The 24,006-nt window shown below is 34.6% G+C and carries 22 protein-coding genes; 10 read left to right on the top strand and 12 right to left on the bottom strand.

Annotated elements, in window-relative coordinates; genetic code table 11:
- Window positions 1–260 precede the first annotated feature (260 nt).
- Window positions 261–1,859: a S41 family peptidase gene (locus tag ACO05K_RS11275; protein ID WP_421944531.1), complete on the top strand. Its 1,599-nt coding sequence runs from the start codon at window positions 261–263 to the stop codon at window positions 1,857–1,859.
- Between the two features lie 35 nt (window positions 1,860–1,894).
- On the opposite strand, the gene ACO05K_RS11270 is transcribed toward ACO05K_RS11275, so the two are convergent.
- The 3 genes from ACO05K_RS11270 to ACO05K_RS11260 all read right to left on the bottom strand — a co-directional run bounded on the left by ACO05K_RS11270 (window position 1,895) and on the right by ACO05K_RS11260 (window position 3,673).
- The gene (locus ACO05K_RS11270) at window positions 1,895–2,494 is read right to left on the bottom strand and encodes a hypothetical protein (protein WP_421944530.1); all 600 of its coding nucleotides are present in this window, start codon (window positions 2,492–2,494) and stop codon (window positions 1,895–1,897) included.
- 62 nt (window positions 2,495–2,556) lie between these two features.
- The gene (locus tag ACO05K_RS11265) at window positions 2,557–2,937 is read right to left on the bottom strand and encodes a hypothetical protein (RefSeq protein ID WP_421944529.1); all 381 of its coding nucleotides are present in this window, start codon (window positions 2,935–2,937) and stop codon (window positions 2,557–2,559) included.
- Window positions 2,938–3,031: 94 nt separating this feature from the next.
- Window positions 3,032–3,673, bottom strand: a complete 642-nt coding sequence (locus ACO05K_RS11260; protein ID WP_421944528.1) for a DUF47 domain-containing protein — start codon at window positions 3,671–3,673, stop codon at window positions 3,032–3,034.
- Window positions 3,674–3,760: 87 nt separating this feature from the next.
- Here ACO05K_RS11260 and ACO05K_RS11255 point away from each other — a divergent pair, with 87 nt between their 5' ends.
- On the top strand, window positions 3,761–4,243 hold the full coding sequence (locus ACO05K_RS11255; protein ID WP_421944527.1) for a GNAT family N-acetyltransferase: 483 nt from the start codon (window positions 3,761–3,763) through the stop codon (window positions 4,241–4,243).
- Between the two features lie 27 nt (window positions 4,244–4,270).
- On the opposite strand, the gene ACO05K_RS11250 is transcribed toward ACO05K_RS11255, so the two are convergent.
- Complete coding sequence (locus ACO05K_RS11250) at window positions 4,271–5,122, bottom strand: DUF5694 domain-containing protein (RefSeq protein ID WP_421944526.1); 852 nt, start codon at window positions 5,120–5,122, stop codon at window positions 4,271–4,273.
- A 204-nt stretch (window positions 5,123–5,326) separates the two neighbouring features.
- Between ACO05K_RS11250 and ACO05K_RS11245 the strand changes: the two genes are divergently transcribed.
- The 5 genes from ACO05K_RS11245 (at window position 5,327) to ACO05K_RS11225 (ending at window position 12,010) form a co-directional block, all read left to right on the top strand.
- Window positions 5,327–6,334, top strand: coding sequence for a sensor histidine kinase (locus ACO05K_RS11245; RefSeq protein ID WP_421944525.1), 1,008 nt, complete (start codon window positions 5,327–5,329; stop codon window positions 6,332–6,334).
- A 2-nt stretch (window positions 6,335–6,336) separates the two neighbouring features.
- A complete protein-coding gene (locus ACO05K_RS11240; protein WP_421944524.1) occupies window positions 6,337–7,050 on the top strand; it encodes a LytR/AlgR family response regulator transcription factor in 714 nt (237 codons plus the stop codon).
- A gap of 51 nt (window positions 7,051–7,101) precedes the next feature.
- Window positions 7,102–7,569: a hypothetical protein gene (locus ACO05K_RS11235; protein WP_421944523.1), complete on the top strand. Its 468-nt coding sequence runs from the start codon at window positions 7,102–7,104 to the stop codon at window positions 7,567–7,569.
- A gap of 73 nt (window positions 7,570–7,642) precedes the next feature.
- Entirely contained in the window at window positions 7,643–8,575 is a 933-nt protein-coding gene (locus tag ACO05K_RS11230) for a glycerophosphodiester phosphodiesterase family protein (RefSeq protein WP_421944522.1), read from the top strand.
- A 48-nt stretch (window positions 8,576–8,623) separates the two neighbouring features.
- Window positions 8,624–12,010 carry a DEAD/DEAH box helicase gene (locus ACO05K_RS11225; protein ID WP_421944521.1) on the top strand — a complete coding sequence of 1,129 codons (3,387 nt, stop codon included), beginning with the start codon at window positions 8,624–8,626 and terminating at the stop codon, window positions 12,008–12,010.
- 353 nt (window positions 12,011–12,363) lie between these two features.
- Here ACO05K_RS11225 and ACO05K_RS11220 read toward each other — a convergent pair whose 3' ends face one another.
- Together ACO05K_RS11220 and ACO05K_RS11215 are read right to left on the bottom strand one after the other, a co-directional pair.
- A complete protein-coding gene (locus ACO05K_RS11220; protein ID WP_421944520.1) occupies window positions 12,364–13,170 on the bottom strand; it encodes an SDR family oxidoreductase in 807 nt (268 codons plus the stop codon).
- Window positions 13,171–13,191: 21 nt separating this feature from the next.
- Entirely contained in the window at window positions 13,192–13,773 is a 582-nt protein-coding gene (locus tag ACO05K_RS11215; RefSeq protein ID WP_421944519.1) for a thymidine kinase, read from the bottom strand.
- Window positions 13,774–14,051: 278 nt separating this feature from the next.
- On the opposite strand from ACO05K_RS11215, the gene ACO05K_RS11210 reads away from it, so the two are divergent.
- Window positions 14,052–14,303: a hypothetical protein gene (locus ACO05K_RS11210; protein ID WP_421944518.1), complete on the top strand. Its 252-nt coding sequence runs from the start codon at window positions 14,052–14,054 to the stop codon at window positions 14,301–14,303.
- A gap of 151 nt (window positions 14,304–14,454) precedes the next feature.
- Entirely contained in the window at window positions 14,455–15,606 is a 1,152-nt protein-coding gene (locus ACO05K_RS11205; protein ID WP_421944517.1) for a hypothetical protein, read from the top strand.
- 187 nt (window positions 15,607–15,793) lie between these two features.
- Here ACO05K_RS11205 and rodA read toward each other — a convergent pair whose 3' ends face one another.
- The 6 genes from rodA to purH form a co-directional block, all read right to left on the bottom strand.
- Window positions 15,794–17,056, bottom strand: a complete 1,263-nt coding sequence (gene rodA / locus ACO05K_RS11200; RefSeq protein ID WP_421944516.1) for a rod shape-determining protein RodA — start codon at window positions 17,054–17,056, stop codon at window positions 15,794–15,796.
- A complete protein-coding gene (mrdA, locus tag ACO05K_RS11195; protein WP_421944515.1) occupies window positions 17,056–19,041 on the bottom strand; it encodes a penicillin-binding protein 2 in 1,986 nt (661 codons plus the stop codon). Before mrdA ends, rodA begins: the two co-directional genes overlap by 1 nt.
- The gene (locus tag ACO05K_RS11190) at window positions 19,041–19,556 is read right to left on the bottom strand and encodes a rod shape-determining protein MreD (protein ID WP_421944514.1); all 516 of its coding nucleotides are present in this window, start codon (window positions 19,554–19,556) and stop codon (window positions 19,041–19,043) included. The genes mrdA and ACO05K_RS11190 overlap by 1 nt, the downstream gene beginning before the upstream one ends.
- On the bottom strand, window positions 19,553–20,389 hold the full coding sequence (mreC, locus tag ACO05K_RS11185; protein WP_421944513.1) for a rod shape-determining protein MreC: 837 nt from the start codon (window positions 20,387–20,389) through the stop codon (window positions 19,553–19,555). Before mreC ends, ACO05K_RS11190 begins: the two co-directional genes overlap by 4 nt.
- A 73-nt stretch (window positions 20,390–20,462) precedes the next feature.
- Window positions 20,463–21,485, bottom strand: coding sequence for a rod shape-determining protein (locus ACO05K_RS11180; protein ID WP_421944512.1), 1,023 nt, complete (start codon window positions 21,483–21,485; stop codon window positions 20,463–20,465).
- Window positions 21,486–21,945: 460 nt separating this feature from the next.
- The gene (purH, locus tag ACO05K_RS11175) at window positions 21,946–23,472 is read right to left on the bottom strand and encodes a bifunctional phosphoribosylaminoimidazolecarboxamide formyltransferase/IMP cyclohydrolase (protein ID WP_421944511.1); all 1,527 of its coding nucleotides are present in this window, start codon (window positions 23,470–23,472) and stop codon (window positions 21,946–21,948) included.
- 198 nt (window positions 23,473–23,670) lie between these two features.
- Here purH and ACO05K_RS11170 point away from each other — a divergent pair, with 198 nt between their 5' ends.
- Entirely contained in the window at window positions 23,671–23,949 is a 279-nt protein-coding gene (locus ACO05K_RS11170) for an OmpA family protein (protein ID WP_421944510.1), read from the top strand.
- The last annotated feature ends 57 nt before the right edge of the window (window positions 23,950–24,006 follow it).

Raw genomic sequence — 24,006 nt, 5'->3', positions numbered from 1 at the left:
TTTCAGTTGGTAGAAGGACTGAAATGATGTGTAACATCTCATCCTATTGTTACGGCAAAAGCCTTTCAGCGATTGAAAGGCTTTTTTGCTTTTCTCATCATTCTTAACGATAAATTATTGCCGTACATCGATACTTCTGCTTGTAGAGTTCTAATTTTACGTATATTTAAGTCGTAAGGTTATTGTAAAATAAATCTTCGACAAACTTTTATTCCTAAATTTACGTATATACATTATACGGATTTGACAATCAATTATATATGAAAAATAGTAACGGTAAATCGTTGTTGTTTATTTTGCTTTTTAGCCTGCTTATAATTGCGGCTTGCAAAAAAACTAGTACACCTCCTGAAGTTACACCAACTCCTCCAGTTGTTGCTACTGGTACCAGAGATGAATTAACTAAGGATTCTATTTTTCTTTACTCAAAAGAACTTTATTACTGGAATACATCGTTACCAACTTTTGATGTTTTCAAGCCACGAAGTTTTAGCAGCAATGAAGCAGAATTATATGCCATAACTCAATATTCAAAAAATCCGGATACTGGTTTGCCGTACGAATATGTTAGCAATAGCACTTCTCCAAAGTATTCTTTCTTTGATTATGGAGCAACTGGAAAAACAGCTGCGCTTAAAGCAGATTTAAATGGTACAGAAACTGATTTTGGCTTCTCTATTTTATACAATACGATTTCAGATTTGAGGGTGAAATATGTTTATCCCAATTCTCCTGCAAGTCAGCAAGGATTATCAAGAGGTAGCAGGCTAACCGCTATAAATGGACGAACCAGTTTATCATATAGTTCTAGTAATGTAGCTTTTTTAAATGATGCGCTTTTTGGTTCAAATAGTTCGGTAAGTTTAACATTTACAGATTTGGCAGGTACAACAAAAAGCGTAACCGTTACTAAGGCGACCTATACAGTTAACCCAATATTGTTTACTAATATTTACACGGCTGGTACAAAAAAGGTTGGTTACATCGTATTTAATAGCTTTACAAATAATGTTTCTGCAGCAATAAGCTCAACGTTTGCTAGTTTCGCCACACAAGGAGTTACAGAAGTTATTGTTGATTTACGATATAATGGTGGTGGTTATGTTAGTACAGCTGCACAAATTATCGACATTTTAGCACCATCAGCTCAGAATGGAAATGTGATGTATACTACATACTATAATGCTTATCTACAAGGATTGTACAGTTCGACAACAGAGAAAAAGTTAGCTTCTGTTTTATCTCATCAACCTTTGTTAGACGGGCAAGGAAAATTACAAAATTACACAAGTGGCGTAAATGGCAAATATGCAACTTATGCCGATTTAGATTATTCAGCAACATCTGCAGATAACATTGAGCGTTTTGCCAAAAGTGGTGCATTAAATGTAAGTAGGGTTTACTTTATAGTTACTGATGCAACAGCGTCGGCAAGTGAATTAACCATTAATAGCTTAAAACCGGTAATGGATGTTAAGTTAATCGGAACCAAAACTTATGGCAAACCTGTAGGATTTTTCCCTATTAAAATTGATAAGGTTGAAATGTATATACCCGAATTTGAAACTAAAAACCAACAAGGTGTAGGTGGTTATTATTCGGGTTTAACTGTTGATAAAGAAGCTTATGAAGATTTAACTAAAGCTTGGGGTGATGAAAGCGAAAGCTTATTAGCTTATGCTTTACTTTATGCCAGAACGGGTAGTTTTGTAACTTCGGCTGCAAGAACTGCTGCTTTAAGTTCTACTTCTACAACTATGCCTGCAAGATTATCATCTGCAGAAATAAAGCTCGTTTCAGAACAACTAGATCAAAATAGCTTTAAGGGGATGGTTAAAGAGCCATCTAAAAAGTTTTAAAAAACAAAAAAGCCCGATATTTTCGGGCTTTTTTGCTATAATAATATTTTGCTACTGATGTCTTTATTGATGGTGATGTAACCCGGATATTTAATCGGAGTGTTACCAATCATAATCGTTGGTTTAATTTTTATCGTTAGTAAACCAAGTTTTTCCTCACTCTTCGAACCTCTCTGCGCTGCTTTGATAATATCGTTCAAAACATTTCCGCTTGAGATTAATCCATAAATATTACTCCCCATTTGTACAGGTACGGTAACGGTTTGTCCTTGAGGTATGCTTACCGCTTGGTTAACAATACCTTCAGCTAAATCTGTATTGTTAACCAAAATTTTATATTCGAACTGATTAATGGCAGCCAGATTTGCTGATGGGTTGGTGATTTCCAGATTAAGATTTGCCCTTAACGGAATATCTTTTCTTAATAAACCTAATGCAACTCCTGGCAAACTAGCGATATTAAAATCTTGCTGATTAATTAATTTGTTTAGGTCTGTACCAGCCAAAGTAATAGAATTTACATTCTTAATTTTATAAGTACAGGCTTCTAAAGCTTTAATTTGTTGGGCTTGTTTATTTATGCCGCAACCAAACATAGAAATTGTTAGAAGGCAAAATAATAGTGTCTTTTTCATGCTTATCATAACGCCAAATTAGTAAAACTATTTCAGCTGGTTAGAAATATACTAATAAAAGGCTAAGGCGCTACTGTTTCAATTTTATCACCTTCGTCTTCACCATCTTTTTTGTCTTCAGCAGGTTCATCTGTTTCACTATTCCCAACTTCCTCTTCACTATCCTCATCATCTTTTGATTCATCGTTTTCAGATTCTACATCGTCGGTGTCATTTTCTGATTTAGCTTCCGTTTTCTTATCTTCTTCCTGATTTACTTTTTCCGAATCATTAGATTTATCTTCTTTTTTATCAACAGGAGTTTGAGGCATTTCTAATGTAATATCATGCTTAACTTCAGTAGTTTTACTTTCCTCTGTAGCCGTAGATGGTATAATTGTTTCTACTAATGATTGTGCGTCATCAGATGGTTTCGGGCTGAGCTTTTTATCTTGATTTTCCATAATATCTTTTTTATATCAAAGGGTTTTAACATGCCTTTTGTTTTGATATTATTCAATCTTTTTTAAAATATTAAGCTATGTGATTGCAATTATATCAAGCGTTTTTTAGAAAAATGGTTTCAATCATGGTTGCTAAATCACCACATTTATCTGTGGTTCTTTCTAATAAAGCTAATACTTCAGATTGCCTAATTAGGGTTATTGCATCAGGCTCGCTTTCAAATAAAATTGATATTGATTGCTCATAAAGTCTATCAGCTTTGCTTTCCATCTGATTAACATCTTGGCAAATGTCGATGATGGTTTGTTTGTTCTTAAAGTTTTTTATCTCTGCAACAGCAACTGCAAGAATGGAACACATTTTTGCGATGATTTCTGCGAATTTTATCACAGGTTCTTTAAAATCCTGTAATTTATAAAGTTCAATATTTGTTAAAACTGATAAGATCTCATCTGCAATATCATCAATGTTTGTTGCTAAAGCATGTACGTCTTGTCTATCAAACGGAACAATAAAGTTTTTATTTAATTCCTCATAAATAGTATCTGTAGCCTTATCGCCAAGCAGTTCCATTGCTTTTATTTCCTTCGAGAGTTTATCTTTAACCGATTGGTCTTTAGAGCGAAGATACATAACCAGTGCTTCTGAAATATGTGTTAGGTTTTTCGCACCTGTCTCAAAAAGTGGCTGAAATGTTCTGTCTTTCGGAATAAATAAACTAAAAATCTGATTCATAACTAAAAATAAAATATAAGTAAATGTACCTTTGTAATGTTAACTCAATGTTGTCAAAGCATTATATCCCGAAAAATATCCATTAAAATGTCGATTCAAATCAGAGCAATAGAACCCAAAGACAACCCTGTAATAGCAGAATTAATAAGAGTTATTTTTAGGGAATATAAAATTGATAAACCTGGTACGGTTTATACCGATCCCACTACTGATGCACTTTATGAATTATTTGAGAAAGATGGCTCTACTTACTGGTTAGCAGAAGAAGATGGTGTAATATTAGGTGGATGTGGTATTTATCCAACAGATGGATTGCCTGATGGTTGCGTAGAACTGGTTAAATTCTATGTTTCTGCTGTGGCAAGAGGTAAAGGTGTTGGCAAGTTGCTGATGCAAAAAAGTATAGAATCTGCACAGCATTTTGGTTATAACGAAGTTTATCTGGAATCTTTTCCTGAACTAAATACAGCAATCGGAATGTATGAAAAGGCTGGATTTAAAAACCTGACTGGTCCTTTAGGCAATTCTGGGCATTTTGCCTGTAATGTATGGATGTTGCTGGTGTTGTAAATGCTCACAACACCAGTTTTTCCAGCATCATTTAATTATATCTTTAAGCTCTACAATCTTAAATTTATCTTCCAGGGCAATAAATTCTTTTATCATGGAAATGTGGCCAGAACCTAATAGAATAACAATTTTCTTATCTTTAGATTCGGTAATTTTTTGTACCAGAGAATACATATATAAATTTCGGCGATACCATTCTGATACCGAATAAGCACCAGCAAAACTCTCTTTACTACCTGCCTTATTGAGCGCACGCAAATAAAAACCTGCATTTTTATTTCTTGCTTCGGGTGTATTTAAATCAAGTGTAAGCTGCGTTAAACTCATCGTTTTTCTTTTAATATTGGCTTCTTCTGCAGTTTTTTTGATAAAATCATTGATTTCAGTCATCAAATCGCTTTGTTTTGCAGATTGGATTGAGTTCATAACTGTATCGAATGGTAAATCGACAAAATGATCTATGCCATAGACGCTGGCTAATTTGCTTTTCTTTGCAGCTCTAAATGCCAACTGAAATATTTCATTTTCGTTGTAAAAAGCAAATTGTTCTGTGCTTTTATATTTTTTGTTAATAAAGTCTTGATAACTTCCATCTACATATAAGCGGTATAAAGAGTCTAGTTTTTCCTGCTTATTAAAGTTCCATTCTGTAAAAATTTTATCAGGATTAAATTTTTTGATTTTTTCTGCAATGAATTCTAATTCTTTCTGAGATTTTTCGCCCAAAACATTGAAAGCATCAGTTTTAATTACATCGAAGTTTGGATTGTTGTAATGGAAAGTGCCAATTAACAGTACTTCTTGCTTTTGCGCAAATAATTTGAATTGACTAATTGTAAATGCAGCTATTAGAGTTAAAACTTTGAATGTGTTTTTCATATTATGTTCGTTTATTTGATGATTCAAAGTTGTTGAAAGCTTGGCCTGCTAGAAATTAAATAATCCCAACGCTACATATTATTATCCCAATGGGAATTTTGATTTTAAAGGCGGTTATCTTTAAAAATAAGGTGTTGGTATAATTTTCCTTGGGTTTGGGATAAGAAGATTTAGCGTTTGGAAAGGTTTATCTAGTTTTATAGCATGAAAAAAACGAAAGTTATTTTAATACATATTATCTGTTGGATATTAATTCTGGCTTATCAATACAGCGGTTATTTAATTGAATCGGCTGGGTTTGTAAGCATTGCGCTTGGTGTATCTATGACAATTATTCAGATTGTTGAATTTTACATCTGTTATTTATGGGTTTATCCAAGCTATTTGAAAAAAGGCAAAATTCCTCAATTGATTTTAGGCCTTATTTTTACCTTGGGCATTTTCATCGCTTTGCGTTATCTTATCGAAGAAATTTTGTATTTAAAATTGTTTGGCTTTCATAACTATTCAAATCAAACAACTACACTTAACTATATTCTGGATAACATTTACTACGGAACTTCTTACATTGTTATTCCTGCTGCGGTTTATGCCGTACAACAAAACTTTAAAACCGAAATTGCCAATAGAAAGTTAAAAGATGAAGTGGTGAAATCTGAGCTGGCTTTTCTAAAATCGCAAATTAATCCGCATTTTTTGTATAATACGTTGAATTATGTCTATTCTTTAGCGATTCCGGTTTCTGATAAATTAGCCAATGCAGTTTTAAGGTTATCCGATTTAATGCGTTACACGCTAAATGAAAGTCCGGATGGAAAAGTTAGTTTAAGCAAGGAAGTTGATTATCTGGAAAGCTATGTTGAACTTTTTAGAATGCGTTTTGAGCCAAAATTTTATGTTGATTTTAAAGCTGAAGGTGTAGAAGAACAAAAGATTGCAGCTTTAATCTTGATTCCTTTTTTAGAAAATGCATTTAAACATGGTGTTATTAATGATGAAAAACATCCGGTTAGGGTTAAATTGAAAGTTCAGCAAAAAAGGCTTAGTTTCGAAGTGAGTAATAAAATCAGCCATGCGCAAAAAGACCATTCCAGCGGAATTGGTTTAGTAAATATACACCGCAGACTCGATTTAATTTATCCAGATAAGCACGAATTGTTAATTTCGAATAATAGTACCACTTATAAAACAACACTAATTATAAACCTTTAAATATGATTCGCTGCCTTGCTGTAGATGATGAAGCTTATGCTTCGGATATTATTGCTTCTTTTATTTCGAAAACACCTTTTTTAGAATTGGTTGGTACAACAACTAACGCATTTGAAGCGCTAAACATGGTTCAAAATGGTTTGGTAGATTTGGTTTTTCTTGATATTCAGATGCCCGAATTAACCGGAATTCAGTTTATGAAAATTTGCGGCGATAAATGTAGAGTTATTTTAACAACGGCTTACCCGGAATATGCTTTAGATGGTTTTGAGTTTGATGTGGTAGATTATCTTTTAAAGCCAATTTCTTACGAACGGTTTTACAAAGCCGCACAAAAAGCGCAGCAAATTATTTCGCCGGCTCAGGTTGAAATTGTAACTCCACCTGCACCAACTAGCGATTTTATTTTTATTAAAGGCGATACCAAGAATAAGTTTATCAAGGTTAATTATAATGAGATTCTTTACATTGAAGGGTTGAAGAATTATGTATCTGTTTATACTGCCAATCAACGAATTATTACCTATCAATCGCTTCGCGAATTGGAAACGCAATTGCCTCAACCACCATTTTATCGGGTGCATAAATCGTACATTATTTCACTCGATAGGATAAAAATGATAGATGGAAATGCACTTTATATTAACGACCAATCCATCCCGATAGGAGATACTTACCGCGAAGGTTTTTTTAAAGTTATACGCGAATCGAAGTGATTTAAGAAAGATTTTTTAAGTTTGTAGCATAAAATTAAACCAAACATTGCCATGCAAGAAACGAATTCATTAAATCAGGTTGCAGAATTTCATACTACCTTTAAACATCCTATTTTAGAAACACCAGTAATCCCTTCAAAACAACGTGCTAATTTAAGAATATCGCTTTTAGCGGAGGAATTAAAAGAGTTGCAAGAAGCTGTTGATAATGATGATTTAATTGAAGTTGCTGATGCCCTTTGCGATTTGCAATACGTTTTAGCAGGTGCAATACATGAGTTTGGCTTAGGTGGAAAATTTAAAACTTTGTTTGATGAAGTACACCGCTCTAACATGAGCAAGGCTTGTAAAACAGTTGAAGAAGCCGAGCAAACTATTCAGTTTTATTTGGATAAAGATGGTACAGAATCATATTACAAAGAAATTGATGGATTATTCCTTGTTTTTAGAAGGGCAGATGATAAAACTTTAAAATCTATAAATTATTCTCCAGCGGATTTAAAAGGCTTATTGGCTTAAAATCCAATTTTAATACCAGGTTAATATTCTGGTTACAATATTTTACTAGAATTGATTTTTACTACTTTTAAATATGAAAATCAATTCTAGTTTTTTTTGTGCTTTAATTTTCCTCTTTTCTTTCAATATTCTAAGTGCACAGGAAAAAATTAATGTGCTTAAAATCGATAATATCAAACAACTTCAAGAGTTTTTTAGGTACACCGGAAAAAATACGCCAATCATCAGCGGACACAGAGGTGGAACCATAAAAGGTTTTCCTGAAAATCGTATCGAATCATTTCAGAATACTTTAAAATATACTCCAGCCTTTTTTGAGATAGACCCAAGATTAACCAAAGATAGTGTTGTGGTTTTAATGCATGATGCAACTTTAAACAGAACCACCAACGGAACCGGAAAAGTTGCAGATTATACCTATGCCGAATTGCAAAAGTTAAGACTTAAAGATGTTGATGGAAATTTAACAGAATATAAAATCCCAACTTTGAAAGAGGCAATAGAATGGAGTAGAGGTAAAACCGTTTTAAACCTTGATAAAAAAGATGTACCGTTTGATTTGCAGCAAAAAATACTAGCCGAAAGTGCGAATAAAGTTATAATGGTTACGGTACATGATGCAAAACATGCTAAATTTTATTTTGATAGAAATCCTGAAACTATGTTTTCGGCTTTTGTAAAAACAAAGGCAGCCTTTTCGGAATATGAAGCTGCAGGCATTCCATGGAAAAATATGATTGCATACATAGGGTCCGTTAATAAACCTGAAAATGCAGAATTATTTAAGCTTTTGCACGATAAAGGTGTAATGTGTATGATTTCTGCAGCACCGAGCTACGATAAACTGGAAGATAAAACTGAACGTTCTAAGCAATACCGGGATACATTTTTGCAAGGAGCAGATATCCTAGAATCAGATTTGCCAATTGATGTGGCTGAAGCCATAAAAACGATTAATCCGAAAAATAATCTAAAGAAAAACTTCTTTAGTACATCAAAACTTTAAAACAGGCTTAAAAACGCTTACTTTTATTTTCTCAAATTTTAGGTTTAAATGAAGGAAAATTACAGCGGGAATAATGAACAGGAAACAAATCCATACGATTATATCTTGCCAGATTTTAACCTTAAAAACCTTAATGAAACTTTAATTCTAAAGCATTTAAATCAAATTATTGTTACGGATAGCAAAGGCTTTTACAGCTTACATCCGGAGCAGATTGAATTGAATTTTGCTGCTTTCAGCCACCAAAATACCGATGCTTTTTTCCCGATAGTGCTGGTTCAGCAAAATGAATCGTCAGTAAAATTAACCTGTCGTTGCGAAAATCCCAAAACAAAATTATGCAGCCATCAAGCACAGGTTTTATATAATATTTTAAAACGCGATGATTTAAGGGTATTTTTTGATGATAACTTGCGGAAGCAGAAAATTGCAAAGGTTGCGCTGGACTATGGTTTGGAAAAAGAAGAAAATCTGGATGACTTTTTCGAATTAAAAATTGAAAATCAAAGTTTACAGATACAGCCTAAAAACAAAGCGCTGCAAGGTTTTAATACAGAAATGCAGCAAAATCTGCAATCAGTTTTACTGCCGGCGAAAAGCAAAATAATAGAAAAAATTTTAAAGCCCGAAAGTAGTAATCTGATTTTAGTGCTTAGTCCGCATCGTTATTACGGCAATCTAACTTTAAACCTATTCGAAGCGCAGATTACCAGAAGCGGAAAAGTTAAAAATCCATTTAAAGCTATAAATCCAACCGACTTAATTTTTAAAACGGAGCAAAGCGATGTAATCAAATATTTAAGCGGAATCAGTCGATTTCATCAAAATTATGCTACAGAAGAAATTGAAGCAGAACTGGAAGCATTAACTGCAATCGCTAGAAATCCTTTAAAAATTCCTGCTTATTTACAAGATGAAAAACATTCTTCTAACATTCAGGCTTCGTCGGTAATTCCTGTAGATGTACAGTTGCTTGATATGGATTTACGTTTGAAGGTTAATCAAAAGGATGATTTTTTTGAAATTACTGGTCGTTTAATTATCAATGGCAACGCTTACGAACTCGATAATTTAGCCATACGGTATCAATATTTTGTACAGCTTAAAAATCAACTTTATTTAATTGCTAAGGCAGATTTAGTTCGGGTAATTAACTTTTTTATTAAGCAAAGCAATAGGTTAGTTATTCACAAAAGCAAATACGAAGCTTTTCAGCGCACAATTTTAATTCCGCTCGAAGGTAATATTCATGTTGATTATTCTTATCTGAAACCTGCAACTCCGAAACAAATTGAAGAGAAAGGCTTTGATTTGGAAAATGAAAAATTGGTTTACTTGTCAGAATCTGAAGATTACATTCTGATAACTCCGGTAATGAAATATGGGAACATTGAAATTCCGGTTTTATCGAAGAAGAAAATTCAGGCTCAAGATAAATTTGGAAATGTTTTCACGCTGCATCGTGATGAAGAAGCCGAATTACAATTTGCTGCAGAAATTATCAGGCAACATCCGTATTTCTACGATCAGGAAACGAACGATTCTTATTATCTCCATAGAAAAAGATTTTTAGAAGAGCTTTGGTTTTTAGATGCGTTCGAAGCTTGGAGAAGTAAAGACATTCATATTTTAGGTTTCAATCAGCTTAAAAATAATAAGCTAAACGAAAATAAAGCAGAGATTAACATAGAGGTTTTAAGCGGAACCGATTGGTTCGAAACCAAGGTGAAGGTTAAGTTTGGCAAGCAAAAAGTAGCGCTAAAGTACCTGCACAAATCTATCCGCAACAAAAGCAAATTTGTAACGCTCGATGATGGCACTTTGGGGATTCTTCCAGAAAAGTGGATTGAAAAGTTTATCAACTATTTTAACGCTGCAGAAGTTACTGAGGATGGACTAATTACGCCTAAAATAAAATTTGCTTCCGTAAACGATTTGTATGAAGATGCACTGCTTGATGGAGTGGTGAAAAATGAAATCCGCCAGTTAAAAGAAAAGTTTAGTGGACCTGAAAATATTCAGATTGTAAAAACGCCTAAAACATTAAAAACTAAACTCCGCCCATACCAACACGAAGGCTTAAACTGGTTAAATTTTCTCGATGATTTTAATTTCGGCTCTGTTTTGGCTGATGATATGGGATTAGGAAAAACCATACAAATTATTGCCTTTATCCTATCTCAAAGAGAAAAAACAGCCGTTAATTGTAATTTGGTAGTTGTTCCAGCCTCATTAATTTTTAACTGGAAAGCCGAAATCGAAAAGTTTGCGCCATCCATTAAAGTAAAAACCATTTATGGTAACGAGCGTACTAAAGTAACTGATGATTTTGAAAAGTTTGAAGTTGTTTTAACCTCTTACGGAACTCTACTTTCGGATATCCGTTTTTTAAAAGATTTTCGATTTAATTACATTTTTCTCGATGAATCTCAGAACATCAAAAATTCCGAATCTCAGCGTTATAAAACCGTCCGGATGTTGCAATCGAGAAATAAAGTGGCCATTACCGGTACGCCAATAGAAAATAATACCTTCGATTTGTACGGACAACTTTCATTCGCTTGTCCGGGTTTATTTGGTAGTAAACAACAATTTGCCGATTTATATTCTACGCCGATAGATCAGTTTAAGGATAGTAAAAGAGCAAAAGAACTGCAAAATAAAATTAAGCCATTTATTTTAAGGCGAACCAAAGAGCAGGTTGCGAAAGAACTTCCCGATAAAACGGAGATAATTTTGTACTGCGAAATGGGTACCGAGCAAAAAGAGGTTTACGAAGCAAATAAAAAAGAAATTCAGGATTATATTTTAGGCAAAAGTGAAGATGAATTGCCAAAAAGTTCAATGCATGTGCTTAGAAGTATTACGCGGTTAAGGCAAATTTGTAATTCGGCGGCTTTACTTGCCGATGGAAAATCTTATTTGCAGGCTTCATCAAAAATCGATGTATTAATTGAGCAAATAGAAAGCAAAGCGCAAAACCATAAAATCCTTATTTTTTCACAATTTGTGGGTATGCTCGATTTGATTAAACGCAGATTGGCAGAGAAGGAAATTAAATATCAATACCTAACCGGACAAACCAAAAACAGGGGAGAAGTGGTAAAAGAATTTCAGTCTAACAATTCCATACCGGTTTTTTTAATAAGTTTAAAAGCAGGCGGAACTGGTTTAAATTTAACAGAAGCTGATTATGTTTACCTTGTAGATCCATGGTGGAATCCTGCGGTAGAAAACCAGGCTATTGATAGGGCTTACAGAATCGGGCAGCACAAAAATGTAATGGCCATTCGCTTAATTTGTCCCGATACAATTGAAGAAAAAATTATGAAACTGCAAGCTGTTAAAAAGGATTTGGTTAAAGATTTAATTCAAACCGATGGTAGTTTCTTTAAAGGCTTAACCAAAAAAGAGTTATTGGGTTTGCTCAGTTAAGCTGTTTCGTTTATTATTCTGTTTGTTTATCATTTGAAAGTGAACGGATAGATGTAATATTGGCTTTCAGTCCCGCTAAACACTGCAATCTTTTACCCCTAAATCCCCTGAAGGGGACTTTGCTTTAAGCCCCTTTAGGGGTTGGGGTAAAAGTATTTCCGTTTATATCGGGTTTAAGAACAAAGGCTTGTGCAGGGAAAACCCCTCAAAATGGTTCCGTATAAAGTTAAATAGCCCCGACATAACGAATTCCGATTTTTCATCGGAAGAAAAGTATTGGCGGGACTGCTGTAAGCGATGTATCACTGGCTTTCCGCTTCAAATAATTAATAAATAATTGATTATGAGAACCACTAAATTTTAGTTTCGAAAGTATAATCCAAAGACTTTGGAACATTTATACTTTCTATAATTTTCCAGGTATTTTTTTCTTCAAGAAATTGAGGTGGTGTAAGTCCTGTTTCTTGTGCAGCTTTAGTATAAAAAGTTTTTCTATCCGGGTGCTGCGGCGCACAAGCATTATAAATTCTGCCAAATGCTTGCTGCTGAATAATTGCCAAAGCAATACCAATAGCATCAGTTTGATGAATTAAATTAACCGGAGCTAAACCATTCGGTACAGCTGTTTTTCCAGCAAAAAACCGTCCCGGGTTTCTATGAGGGCCAATTAATCCTGCAAAGCGAAGTATAGTAAAGTTTGTAGGGTATTTGTCTTTAATTAGTTGCTCAGCTTGCAAAACCACATTGCCCGATTCGGTATCAGGATTGGTTTCGCTAAACTCATTTACGTTTTTGTTTTCGTCTCCATAAACGCTTGTCGAACTAATTAAAACAACATTTTTAGCTTCATTTTCTGCAGCGTTTAATATGGCTTCTATTTTAATCGGGTAGTCGTTTAACTCCAGAGAACTACGCTTCGGAGGAATGCAAATAAACAAAGCATCAGCATCAAAGAAATCTGGTTCAGCATTAATTTGATTGGCTGTAAAATTTACCAAATAAGGGTTAATATTTTCCTTTGATAATAATACTAATTTTTCTTGAGTGGTGGTTGAGCCCTTAACATTGTAGCCAAGTTCCACTAATTTTTTTGCGAATTCCAAACCAAACCAGCCGCAACCTAAAATTGAAATGTTTTGTAATGGATTGGAATTTACCATATTGTTTTAATAGAAGTGATGTTAGGCTTTGTCAATATTATAGCAAGCCCGGCAACGCGGCTCATAACTTTCTTTTTCTCCAAGTAACACAGTCGATTCATCTTCAACGGTTCTGTAGCTATAAAGCGCCGGATTGCCGCAACATACGCAAACCGCATTTACTTTGGTTACATGTTCGGCAATTGCCATTAATGCAGGCATTGGTCCAAAAGGTTTTCCGGTAAAATCCATATCCAAACCCGCAACAATAACTCTAATGCCTCTCATAGCAAGTTTATTGCATACATCAGGAAGTTCATTATCAAAAAACTGTGCTTCATCTATACCAACTACTTGTGTATTGGTGCCTAAAAGTAAAATTGCTGAAGAATTATCAACAGGCGTTGAGTTTATAGAGTTTAAATCGTGAGAAACCACTGCCGAATCGTGATAGCGTGTATCAGTACGGGGTTTAAAAATTTCTACGTTTAATTTTGCAATTTGAGCTCTTTTTAACCTTCTTATCAATTCTTCTGTTTTGCCCGAAAACATTGAACCACAAACAACTTCAATACTGCCCGAAAATTCGCCCCTTCTTCTAAAATTTTGTTCGCTGAATAACATGGTTGAGTTTATGCTCTAGAAATTAATTTTAATGAGGTTCAAAGTTATTAAAATATCTGATTCGATAAGCGGGTAGAATTAATTTTAATAGGGAGGTATCGTCTGAACTTGGATTGTTTTGAAGTTAATTCCAGAAAATAAATATTCCTAAAAAATCTAAATCTTGTTATTATTCGTAAGTGGTACCATAAATGCGAAGGAAATGATTTTAATAACCCTCGTGATTTTTAAACCAGATTTAATTAATACAGATTTATAATAACCCTTTGTGCCCTTTTATGGAGAACCAAGATAAATTAAAAACATTAGATAAATTTCTTTTTAGAGTGAAGCAACTACGCGGTTTTGGCGATATGAATTCTTTTCAGCTCGTAAGTGAATTAAAAGAAATTGATAATGTCCTTCCCGAATCACAAGAAATTATCTCAGAAATAATAGAAGACTTAGCCGCTCCACAAACCTGGGACAATGGTAAAAAAACTTTAGAAGATAACATTGAACATGCTATAAGTATTGCTCATCAGGAATAATTGCAAGTGAATTAAAACAAATTCTTACTTACGATTGTGTTTCATCATGTATGTTGATTTTTACCACATATCGCTTCATTATCATTAATTAAGTGTTATTTTTGAATGTTTAGTTACAAACATAAATCAGCAAAAAAATCGTTTATAGTTTATGATGAATCAACAAGGTATTTTCAGAAAAATAGGTAGCATTTTAGCAGAATTAAATGAGCAGTATGAATTTTTAGCTCAGAATCCGGAGAAACTTAACGACCTGGAAGTTGAACTTTTTTTGGCTAATGCCGATTTCTTAGCAGACCATGTTCGTATTGTTAAAAAACTAAATGCTGACGGAGCTGCTGAAAAACCAGTTGAAACAGATTCAGCACATCTTTTAAATCAGCAAAATACCATAATTTTACCCGACGTAAAGAGCTATAAAGAAGCAGAAGAATGTTTCGATCCGGCAGAACTGCCAGAAGTTATTACTGCTGAAGAAGAGGAAGAACGCGTTGATGTTAAGCCCGAACAGGAAATCATTGATGAGGAAAAAATTCAGGAAGATATTGCTGAAGAGATTTTGAGTAAAGATTTTTTTAAGCCTGATAATGAAGAAAATACTTTTGAATTTGTTTTAGGCAATCATAGTGCTGATGATAAATTTGATTATGAGCAAAAATCAGTTGATGAAATTTTCGATAGGCCATTGAGCAAAGCTGAAGAAGAAATTCTGGCTCAGAAAAAAAGAATTCATGAAAAGGATGAGCAACAGGAAAACGAACCTGTAGCTGCCGATGATGAAGAAGATGGACCAGAACCATTTTTACTGCCTCATGAAGAACCTGTTGAAACAAAGCCATTAGCTGAAACATTATTTTCTCAAATTGAAGAAAAACCCGTAGGAGCTGTAAAACCTGTTGAGTACGATGAACCAATTATTTCTCCTCCGGTAGTTGAAGAAAAACCTGCTTTCATTCCTCAAGCTGTACCTGTTAAACCTACACCACCTGTTGAAGATGTTAAAGCACCAACATTAAATGACTTGCTAGCGAAAACAAATCAGCAACCACAAGAACCCGTTAAAGCACCTGTTGGTGATTTGAAACAGGCAATTAACTTAAATGAGAAACTTTTATTTATAAAAGATTTGTTTGGCGGTTACAATCTAGCTTACTCAGAAGCAATTGATATTGTAAACAAAATGCCAAATTTCGAATCGGCTGATAGCTTTTTACAGAACAATTATGCAGGCAAAAATAATTGGGCTGCAAAACAAGCAACCGTAGATCAGTTTTACGAATTGCTAAATAGAAGGTTCAGCTAGGAACTGGAACAAGGATTAAGGAATAAAGAATAATGTTGAAGGAATATCTCATTTTCTTTGGCAACTAAATCTTTATTCCTTGTTCTTTTATCTTTCATCTTCTTTGGCTACTAAATCTTTGTTCCTTATTCTTTTATCTTTCATCTTCTTTGGCCACTAAATCTTTATTCCTTGCTCTTTTATCTTCTTAAATAAATCCCATTCTGTTCGAATCGAGTTTAAGGAAGATAAAAAGTAAAATTGTAAAACTCCATAAAGAAGAGCCACCGTAACTTATAAATGGTAAAGGAATACCAATTACGGGAATGATTCCAATCGTCATACCGATATTTATAAATACGTGGAAAAATAGGATACAGGCTACGCTATAACCATAAACTCTGGAGAAAGTTGAACGCTGTCGCTCTGCAAGGTTAATCAACCTCAATAAAAGAAAAATAAACAAACCGATAATAACAAAGCATCCTACAAAACCCCATTCTTCGCCAACGGTAGAAAAGATAAAATCTGTACTTTGTGCCGGAACGTATCCATATTTTGTTTGTGTACCTTGTAAAAATCCCCTTCCTGTTGCTTGCCCGGAACCAATGGCAATTTGCGATTGAATTACGTTATAACCCGCACCTTTATTATCCGTTTTTAAGCCAAGCATTAACTCAATACGAGTACGCTGGTGCGGAGCCAACACATTATCAAAGGCAACTTTTACTAAAAATAAATAAGCAATTGCAATAATTGTAACGAAAACAGTCGTGATAATTATGGTCTGTTTTCGCTTATTAGCATAAATAAACAAACCGGCAATGGTAATAATTAGTCCAATAAGCACAGAACTTGGTACAAGGAAATCGGCCACGAATAAAACAATCATGCCAAGAAATATCAGCAGAAAATATCCTGATAAACCTTCACGATATAATGGAAACATAAAAGCTAAAAATACAAGTGCCGAACCTGTATCTGGTTGGAGCATAATTAATGCTAAAGGTGCTAAAACAATAAGTGCCGCAAAAAATATCGATTTAAAATCTCTGAATTTTGGATTGAAAGAACTGACATATCTTGCTAAAAACAACGCTGTTCCAAATTTTGCAAATTCTGAAGGCTGCAACCTAAATGAGCCTAGCGGTATCCAGGCTTGGTTCCCACCAACGTTACGACCAACAAATAGTACGACAACGAGCAATATTAATGTTCCACCGTAGATAAATGGAGAAAATACATTGAAAAGCCTGCCATCGAACAGTAATATCGATAGGCCTAAGATTAGCCCTGTAATGATGTAGATAAGTTGTTTTCCATAACTACTTCCAAAATCAAAAGCTGAAGAATTCTCCGGATGCGGAATTGAAGCGTAAATGTTAATGAAACCAATGGCGCATAAACAGATGTAGATTAGCACCGTAATCCAATCAACATTAAAGAAAAAGCGGTTGCCCTGTTGTTGCATTATTGATTTGTATTTACGTTAGTTTTGGTTGTTAATTTTGCAGAAATTGTATTTTTCAAAGTAGCAGATTTTATTCTAATGCTGTCTTGAATTCTTTTTGTAGAATCTGCTTTTTTTACTGCAGCACTATCTGCCTTAGTTAACTTCGGTTTCTTCGATTTATCGATAATTAAAGGCAAAAGGTTTTGGCTTTTCATCCATTCAACTTGATTTGCCCTTGCACCTGAAACCTGTCTGGTTATGTATTTCTCTACCATATAACTGGCAATAGGAGCAGCGTATGTACTTCCATAACCTGCATTTTCTACAATTACTGCAATTGCAATTTTCGGATTATCACGAGGCGCAAAACCAATAAACACAGAGTGATTTTTACCTCTTGAGTTTTGCACAGTTCCTGTTTTGCCGCACATTAAAATATTTGGAATGCGTGAAAGTACTGCCGTACCCCAGGCTGTGTTCACAGCATCTTGCATTCCATCTATAACTGGTTCAAAATGTTTTGCATCAACACCAACGTAATTCTTTTCTACATATTCTTTTTTAATTTTATCGCCGATAGCTTTAATTAAATGCGGCTTAATATAATAACCACGATTGGCAATAACAGCCATTGCATTGGCAATTTGTAAGGGTGTTGCGGTAATCTCTCCCTGACCAATCGCCTGAGAAATTACGTTGGTGTAGCCCCATCTTTTATTGTAAATTTTATCGTAATGGTCGCTATTGTAAAAATAACCTTTCTTTTCAAAGGGTAAATCAATATCAAGTTTAACTCCAAAGCCAAATTTAGAGATCTTATCTCGCCATTCCTGATAAGTTTGACGTTGGTTTTTCATACCGTTTTTTGTTATCAATTTTTGAAAAACATAACAGAAATAAGTATTGCAAGAACGGGCAATCCCCTTTCTTAAACTTATAGGACCATCAAAATGCTCGCATTTTATTCTTCGGTTTCCGGCTTGATAATAATGTGGGCAAAAAAATGTTGTGTTTGGATCTATAACACCTTCCTGCAAACCAATCAAAGCGTCAATAGGTTTAAATGCAGAACCCGGTGGATAATAACCTTGAATAGCTCTAGGATATGTAGGGCGATATGGATTTCCGATTAAATCCATATAGTGGTTTCCCTGACTTTTACCAACTAAAAGATTTGGATCATAACCAGGACTGCTCACCATGGCCAAAATTTCTCCAGAAGAAGGTTCGATGGCTACAATTGCACCAACTTTATTTTGCATCAGTTCCTCGCCTAATTTCTGAACTTGTATATCAATGCCTGAGATTAGACGCTCGCCTGCAACTGCATTGATATCGTACTTTCCATCAGCATAGCTGCCTTGAGGCGTATTCTTTACATCATAAATCGTATTCACCACACCACGTTCGCCTCTTAAAACTTCTTCATAGGATCTTTCAAGTCCACTTTGTCCTTTATAATCACCGGGTTTATAATAGCCTTCTGATTTATCAATATCTACCTGGTTAACTTCCTTAACATAACCAAACAGTAATCCAGCTAAACTATCCGGATAATGGCGAATTGTTCTATCTTGAGTAGAAAATCCAGGAAAGCGATACATGATTTCCTGTAAACGAGCATAACTTTGAACAGAAATTTGCTTGACAAAAGGCGTCGCCTGATAAGGAGATTTTGCCTTTGCTTTACGCATAAATTTACGTGCATCAACCATCGAAATTTCTAAGGCATTTGCTAAGGATACTGTATCGAAAGGTTTAACCTCATTAGGAATCACCATTAAATCGTAAACCGGTTCGTTTTGAACGATTACTTTTCCGGTTCTGTCTAAAATTGCACCACGGGCAGGGTATTTAAACTTCTTTTTTAATACATTACTTTCTGCAGAAACGAATGCCTTATCGCTAACAATTTGTATATAGAAAAGCTTTGCCAAAAGAATTAAGGCAACAACAATAAACAATCCTTGAATAATATACTTTCTGTTAAATAATTGATCCATTAGCGGGACGTCCTTTTATAGAAGATAAACTCTACCAGTAAAATAATAAGTAGCGTAAATATACAACTTAAGCCGCATCTCATTAATGTATAACTAATTTCGGTAAGCCTAAATGTTTCTAAAAAGAATAAAACCAGATGGTGAGACAGTACACATAGTAATGCATATAATGCAAACCATTGAAAACCCATGTAGCTTAATGAAGGTTCAGGATCGTCTATGGCATCGCGATTTAAGCTTATCGATATAAAAGATATTCTTACAAAACTCATTACTATGCAGGCGGTTGCATGCACGCCCATTGTATCATAAAATGCATCTAAGGTTAAACCAGTTGCAAAGGCTAAAGCATACAATAAGATATTCGGAATGCCGAAGGGCAGGAGCAGAATAAATAAAACGTATATAAACGGTGTTGACAAATCATAAAAGCCCATGTTTTTGAGCAGAAATATCTGAACAAACAAAAGGATGAACCATCTGATTATGTTTACTATAATTAATCTACTGTTCATTTCGGAATAACAGGGTTTTCTAAGATTTCTTGTTCTTTTGCTAATTTATCTTTTATAACGTAAACATACTGTAACGTACCAAAATCGTTAAATAAATTTAGCTCACCCGAAAGAAAATTATCATTTGTTGCAACACCAGTTTTAATTAATCTGCCTACCGGAATACCAGAAGGGAATTTTCCAAAGCCAGAAGTAACCACTGTATCTCCAACATTCATTTTAATGTGATTAGGCACTTCTTTAATAAAAGCTTTTCTAATGTCGAAGTTGTTTTCTCCCCAAACCAGCGAGCCTAACGCATTCGTTTTTTTAAGCGTTACACTAATTTTTGTGTCTTTATGTAATAACGATTGGATGGTTGCAAGATGCAAAGAAACATCTCTGATAAAACCTACAACACCTTTTTGCGGAGAAATAACAGCCATGCCAGTTTCAATTCCATCAACTGAGCCTTTGTTAATGGTCATTACGTTATTTCTTAAGGTAATAGAGTTTTTAACAACTTTTGCTGCAAGGTAAGTGTACTGCTGTTTGGTTAGTGTATCGTCTACCTTGACATCTTTAGCAGAATCAACAGTAGTTATAGCCAATAACTGCGTTTTAAGCTTTGCATTTTCGGCAGCCAAACTATCATTAACCATCCCAAGGTTTAAATATCTTTTCAGAACATTTAAATTCTCGTAAGCATTGCCAACAACTTCGTTCGAAGAATTTAAGGTTACGCTACGCGGATAAGAATTGTTTCTTATGGTAAGATAAATCCCTACAATAAAGAAAATTATAAACAGGAAGAATGCGTTATATCTGCTTATGAAAATCCAAAGGTTACGCATTTAGGTTCTAAGTTATAGGTAATACGTTGTAAGTCAAAAACGTAAAACGTAAAACTTACAACGTAAAACTTGATTACTGCATTAAGAATTTATAATTACCAATGTTTTTAAGGGCAATACCAGTTCCTCTAACTACCGCACGAAGTGGATCTTCTGCAACGTGAACAGGTAATTTAGTTTTAGCGGCAACACGTTTGTCTAAGCCTCTTAATAATGCACCACCACCAGTTAAATAAATACCGGTTTGGTAAATATCTGCTGATAATTCAGGAGGAGTAATCTCTAACGCTTTTAAAATTGCTTCCTCAATTTTTGAAATCGATTTATCTAAACAGTGTGCAATCTCAGTATAAGAAACCGTAATTTGCTTAGGTACACCAGTCATTAAATCACGACCTTGAACTGCAAAATCAGCAGGCGCATCCTGTAACTCAGGTAAGGCTGCACCAACTTCAATTTTTATTTTCTCAGCAGTACGGTCGCCAATCATAATATTGTGTTGACGGCGAATGTAATTCACAATGTCCGAATCGAAATTGTCTCCCGCAACGCGGATAGATTGATCGCAAACAATACCAGATAGAGCTATAACTGCAATTTCAGTAGTACCACCACCGATATCGATAATCATGTTTCCCATCGGTTCTTCTACATCAATTCCAATACCAACTGCAGCAGCCATCGGCTCGTGAATTAAGTAAACTTCTTTAGCGCCGGCAATTTCAGCAGAGTCACGCACAGCACGTTTTTCTACCTCAGTAATACCTGATGGAATACAAATTACCATACGTAATGATGGAAACATCCAGCCTTTACCACCGTTCAACATTCTAATCATGCCTTTAATCATTGCTTCAGCAGCGTTGAAATCAGCAATTACACCATCTTTTAATGGGCGAACGGTTTTAATATTATCGTGGGTTTTACCCTCCATTTGCATCGCCTGACGGCCGATAGCAATAACTTTATTTGTAGTACGATCGAAAGCTACAATAGATGGCTCATCTACCACAACTTTGTCGTTATGTATAATTAGGGTATTCGCAGTGCCTAAATCAATGGCAACTTCTTGCGTAAACCAGTTAAATAATCCCATGTAAAAGGTGTCTTTATTTTAATTTTGTTAAATCTATACTATTCCTAATGTAAAAATAGCTTTTTTATTGTTTTAAGTTTTATTTTCATCCCTCATTTAATTGATTTGTTGCAATTAAAATATTTTGAAAATCAAAACCTGTAATCCTTAGGTAAATCAGTTCCGCTTTTCGTTTCTCCAGATGAAAAATCGGGATCCACTTCAATCGGCTTTATTTTACTCGGGTTTGGTGCTGCAAAAAATCCTCCCCCCTTTATAAAACTATCGTCATTGCGAGGTACGAAACAATCCTACTACTAAAGATTTCTAGCGCTTTAAGATTGCTTCGTACCTCGCAATGACGAGCATGAGTGTAATCCTAAGCAACTGACCTAAACTCTAACTAGTGTCCTTGGACAAGCTCAGGATGACAGATCTGCTAAACTTTAAACCTTTCAGCTTTTAACTTTAATCTTTCCGCTTAATGTTTAAAATGTCTTACACCAGTAGTTACCATTGCAATACTTTTTTCATTTGCTTTTGCAACCGAATCTGCATCTTTAATCGAACCACCTGGTTGTAAAATAGCTGCAATTCCAGCATCGGCAGCAATTTCAACACAATCAGGGAAAGGGAAAAATGCATCTGATGCCATCGAAGCGCCTTTAATGCTAAATCCAAAAGAAGCAGCTTTTTCAATTGCCTGTCTTAAAGCATCAACGCGGCTAGTTTGACCAACACCACTAGATATTAATACATCATCCTTAACCAAAACTATGGTGTTTGATTTAGTATGTTTCACAATTTTATTAGCGAAATATAAATCCTTTAATTCTTGTGCAGTTGGCGCTTTTTCAGTTACCGTTGTCATCAGCTCCGGACCTTCGATAATCAAATCTTTATCTTGTTCAATTACACCGTTTAATAAAGTTTTGAATTGTTTTTTGCTCAATTCTACTTCATTACGCTGTAAAATAACACGGTTTTTCTTTTTACTGAATAACTCAATCGCTTCAGCCTGATAAGAAGGTGCAATTAAAACTTCGAAAAATAAGTTGTTAATTTCTTCAGCAGTTGCTAAATCAACTTCGCGGTTAGTAATTAATACGCCGCCAAAAGCAGAAACCGGATCGCAAGCTAATGCATCAATCCAGGCTTGTTTCACAGTTGAACGAGAAGCGATACCGCAAGCATTTGTGTGTTTTAAAATTGCAAAAGTTGGCTCCTCAAATTCATCAATTAAAGCAACGGCCGCATCAACATCAACTAGATTATTATATGAAAGTTCTTTGCCGTTTAATTTGGTAAACATTGCATCCAAATCGCCATAAAATACGCCACCTTGATGAGGGTTTTCGCCATAACGCAAAGTTTTAGCTTCAGTTACACTTTGTTTGAAAACGTCAAGCGGTTCTTCCAGATTAAAATAGTTGAAAATTGCTGTATCGTAATGAGAAGAAGTATGGAAAGCTGTTTTAGCAAACGATTTACGTTGAGCTAAAGTGGTCTTGCCATTTTGAGCTTCTAATTGAGCTTGTAAAGTTGGGTAATCGTTTTTCGATGCTATAATTACCACATCGTTAAAGTTTTTAGCTGCTGCACGAATTAAAGAAATTCCACCGATATCAATCTTTTCGATAATTTCTTCTGGCGTACCACCACCTTTAACAGTTTCTTCAAACGGATATAAATCAACAATAACCAAGTCTATTTCCGGAATTTCATATTCAGCAATTTGTTGTTTATCGCCATCTAAACCTCTACGATTTAAAATACCACCAAATACTTTCGGGTGTAAAGTTTTAACTCTACCACCCAAAATAGATGGGTAACCCGTTAAATCTTCAACCGCTGTAACTGGCAGGTTTAAATCTTTAATAAATTGTTCTGTGCCTCCAGTAGAAAATAATTGAACACCTTGCTTGGCAAGCAACTCAACTAATGGCGCTAAACCATCTTTATAATATACTGAAATTAAAGCGTTTTTGATTTTAATGGGTTGACTCATTTTACTGTAGATTTTGAGCCGCAAAGGTACTAATTCAGAATGTTTTTTTTGTATGGTATCTATAAAAAATAGATTATCATATCTGGAGGTTGGCTTGTAATGTGCTTCTTAATTTCCAAGTTGCTAAGTTTAATCGTATTAATAACTTAATTGTACAAGCAAGCTCAAATAATCAACTCAAATTTTTATCGCCAATTTGTGGGAAAGTATAAAGCGTCGATTCGTGATCTGGAAGCATTTTTTTTCTATCGGCTGGTGTTTCACGGGGGCAGAGACAAATATCATCAATGGATATCTCAAAGCAGAGCGAATTCAGCTGTACAATATATTATTGATAATGGTATTGAGAAAAGCCTTATAACTGCGAAGGGATATGGCGAAACCAAGCATGTAAATAAATGTAGCAATGGTGTAATATGCAGCGAAGCAGATCATCAATTAAATAGAAGAACAGAGTTTACGATTACAAAGCAGTAATTATTTCCAACAAACAGCTAATTCCAAATTAGCTGTTTCTGTTTTAGTTAAAAATAA

This window comes from Pedobacter sp. (genome assembly GCF_965227205.1).
Classification (GTDB): Bacteria; Bacteroidota; Bacteroidia; order Sphingobacteriales; family Sphingobacteriaceae; genus Pedobacter.
The sequence above is the reverse complement of the archived record's forward strand: the minus strand, read 5'-3'. Positions and strand labels throughout refer to the sequence as shown.

Bases quoted from the DNA above. Each gene is read 5' to 3' on its own strand.
- ACO05K_RS11275 (WP_421944531.1), top strand. From the start codon at position 261: ATGAAAAATAGTAACGGTAAATCGTTGTTGTTTATTTTGCTTTTTAGC.
- ACO05K_RS11270 (WP_421944530.1), bottom strand. From the start codon at position 2,494: ATGAAAAAGACACTATTATTTTGCCTTCTAACAATTTCTATGTTTGGT.
- ACO05K_RS11265 (WP_421944529.1), bottom strand. From the start codon at position 2,937: ATGGAAAATCAAGATAAAAAGCTCAGCCCGAAACCATCTGATGACGCA.
- ACO05K_RS11260 (WP_421944528.1), bottom strand. From the start codon at position 3,673: ATGAATCAGATTTTTAGTTTATTTATTCCGAAAGACAGAACATTTCAG.
- ACO05K_RS11255 (WP_421944527.1), top strand. From the start codon at position 3,761: ATGTCGATTCAAATCAGAGCAATAGAACCCAAAGACAACCCTGTAATA.
- ACO05K_RS11250 (WP_421944526.1), bottom strand. From the start codon at position 5,122: ATGAAAAACACATTCAAAGTTTTAACTCTAATAGCTGCATTTACAATT.
- ACO05K_RS11245 (WP_421944525.1), top strand. From the start codon at position 5,327: ATGAAAAAAACGAAAGTTATTTTAATACATATTATCTGTTGGATATTA.
- ACO05K_RS11240 (WP_421944524.1), top strand. From the start codon at position 6,337: ATGATTCGCTGCCTTGCTGTAGATGATGAAGCTTATGCTTCGGATATT.
- ACO05K_RS11235 (WP_421944523.1), top strand. From the start codon at position 7,102: ATGCAAGAAACGAATTCATTAAATCAGGTTGCAGAATTTCATACTACC.
- ACO05K_RS11230 (WP_421944522.1), top strand. From the start codon at position 7,643: ATGAAAATCAATTCTAGTTTTTTTTGTGCTTTAATTTTCCTCTTTTCT.
- ACO05K_RS11225 (WP_421944521.1), top strand. From the start codon at position 8,624: ATGAAGGAAAATTACAGCGGGAATAATGAACAGGAAACAAATCCATAC.
- ACO05K_RS11220 (WP_421944520.1), bottom strand. From the start codon at position 13,170: ATGGTAAATTCCAATCCATTACAAAACATTTCAATTTTAGGTTGCGGC.
- ACO05K_RS11215 (WP_421944519.1), bottom strand. From the start codon at position 13,773: ATGTTATTCAGCGAACAAAATTTTAGAAGAAGGGGCGAATTTTCGGGC.
- ACO05K_RS11210 (WP_421944518.1), top strand. From the start codon at position 14,052: ATGGAGAACCAAGATAAATTAAAAACATTAGATAAATTTCTTTTTAGA.
- ACO05K_RS11205 (WP_421944517.1), top strand. From the start codon at position 14,455: ATGATGAATCAACAAGGTATTTTCAGAAAAATAGGTAGCATTTTAGCA.
- rodA (WP_421944516.1), bottom strand. From the start codon at position 17,056: ATGCAACAACAGGGCAACCGCTTTTTCTTTAATGTTGATTGGATTACG.
- mrdA (WP_421944515.1), bottom strand. From the start codon at position 19,041: ATGGATCAATTATTTAACAGAAAGTATATTATTCAAGGATTGTTTATT.
- ACO05K_RS11190 (WP_421944514.1), bottom strand. From the start codon at position 19,556: ATGAACAGTAGATTAATTATAGTAAACATAATCAGATGGTTCATCCTT.
- mreC (WP_421944513.1), bottom strand. From the start codon at position 20,389: ATGCGTAACCTTTGGATTTTCATAAGCAGATATAACGCATTCTTCCTG.
- ACO05K_RS11180 (WP_421944512.1), bottom strand. From the start codon at position 21,485: ATGGGATTATTTAACTGGTTTACGCAAGAAGTTGCCATTGATTTAGGC.
- purH (WP_421944511.1), bottom strand. From the start codon at position 23,472: ATGAGTCAACCCATTAAAATCAAAAACGCTTTAATTTCAGTATATTAT.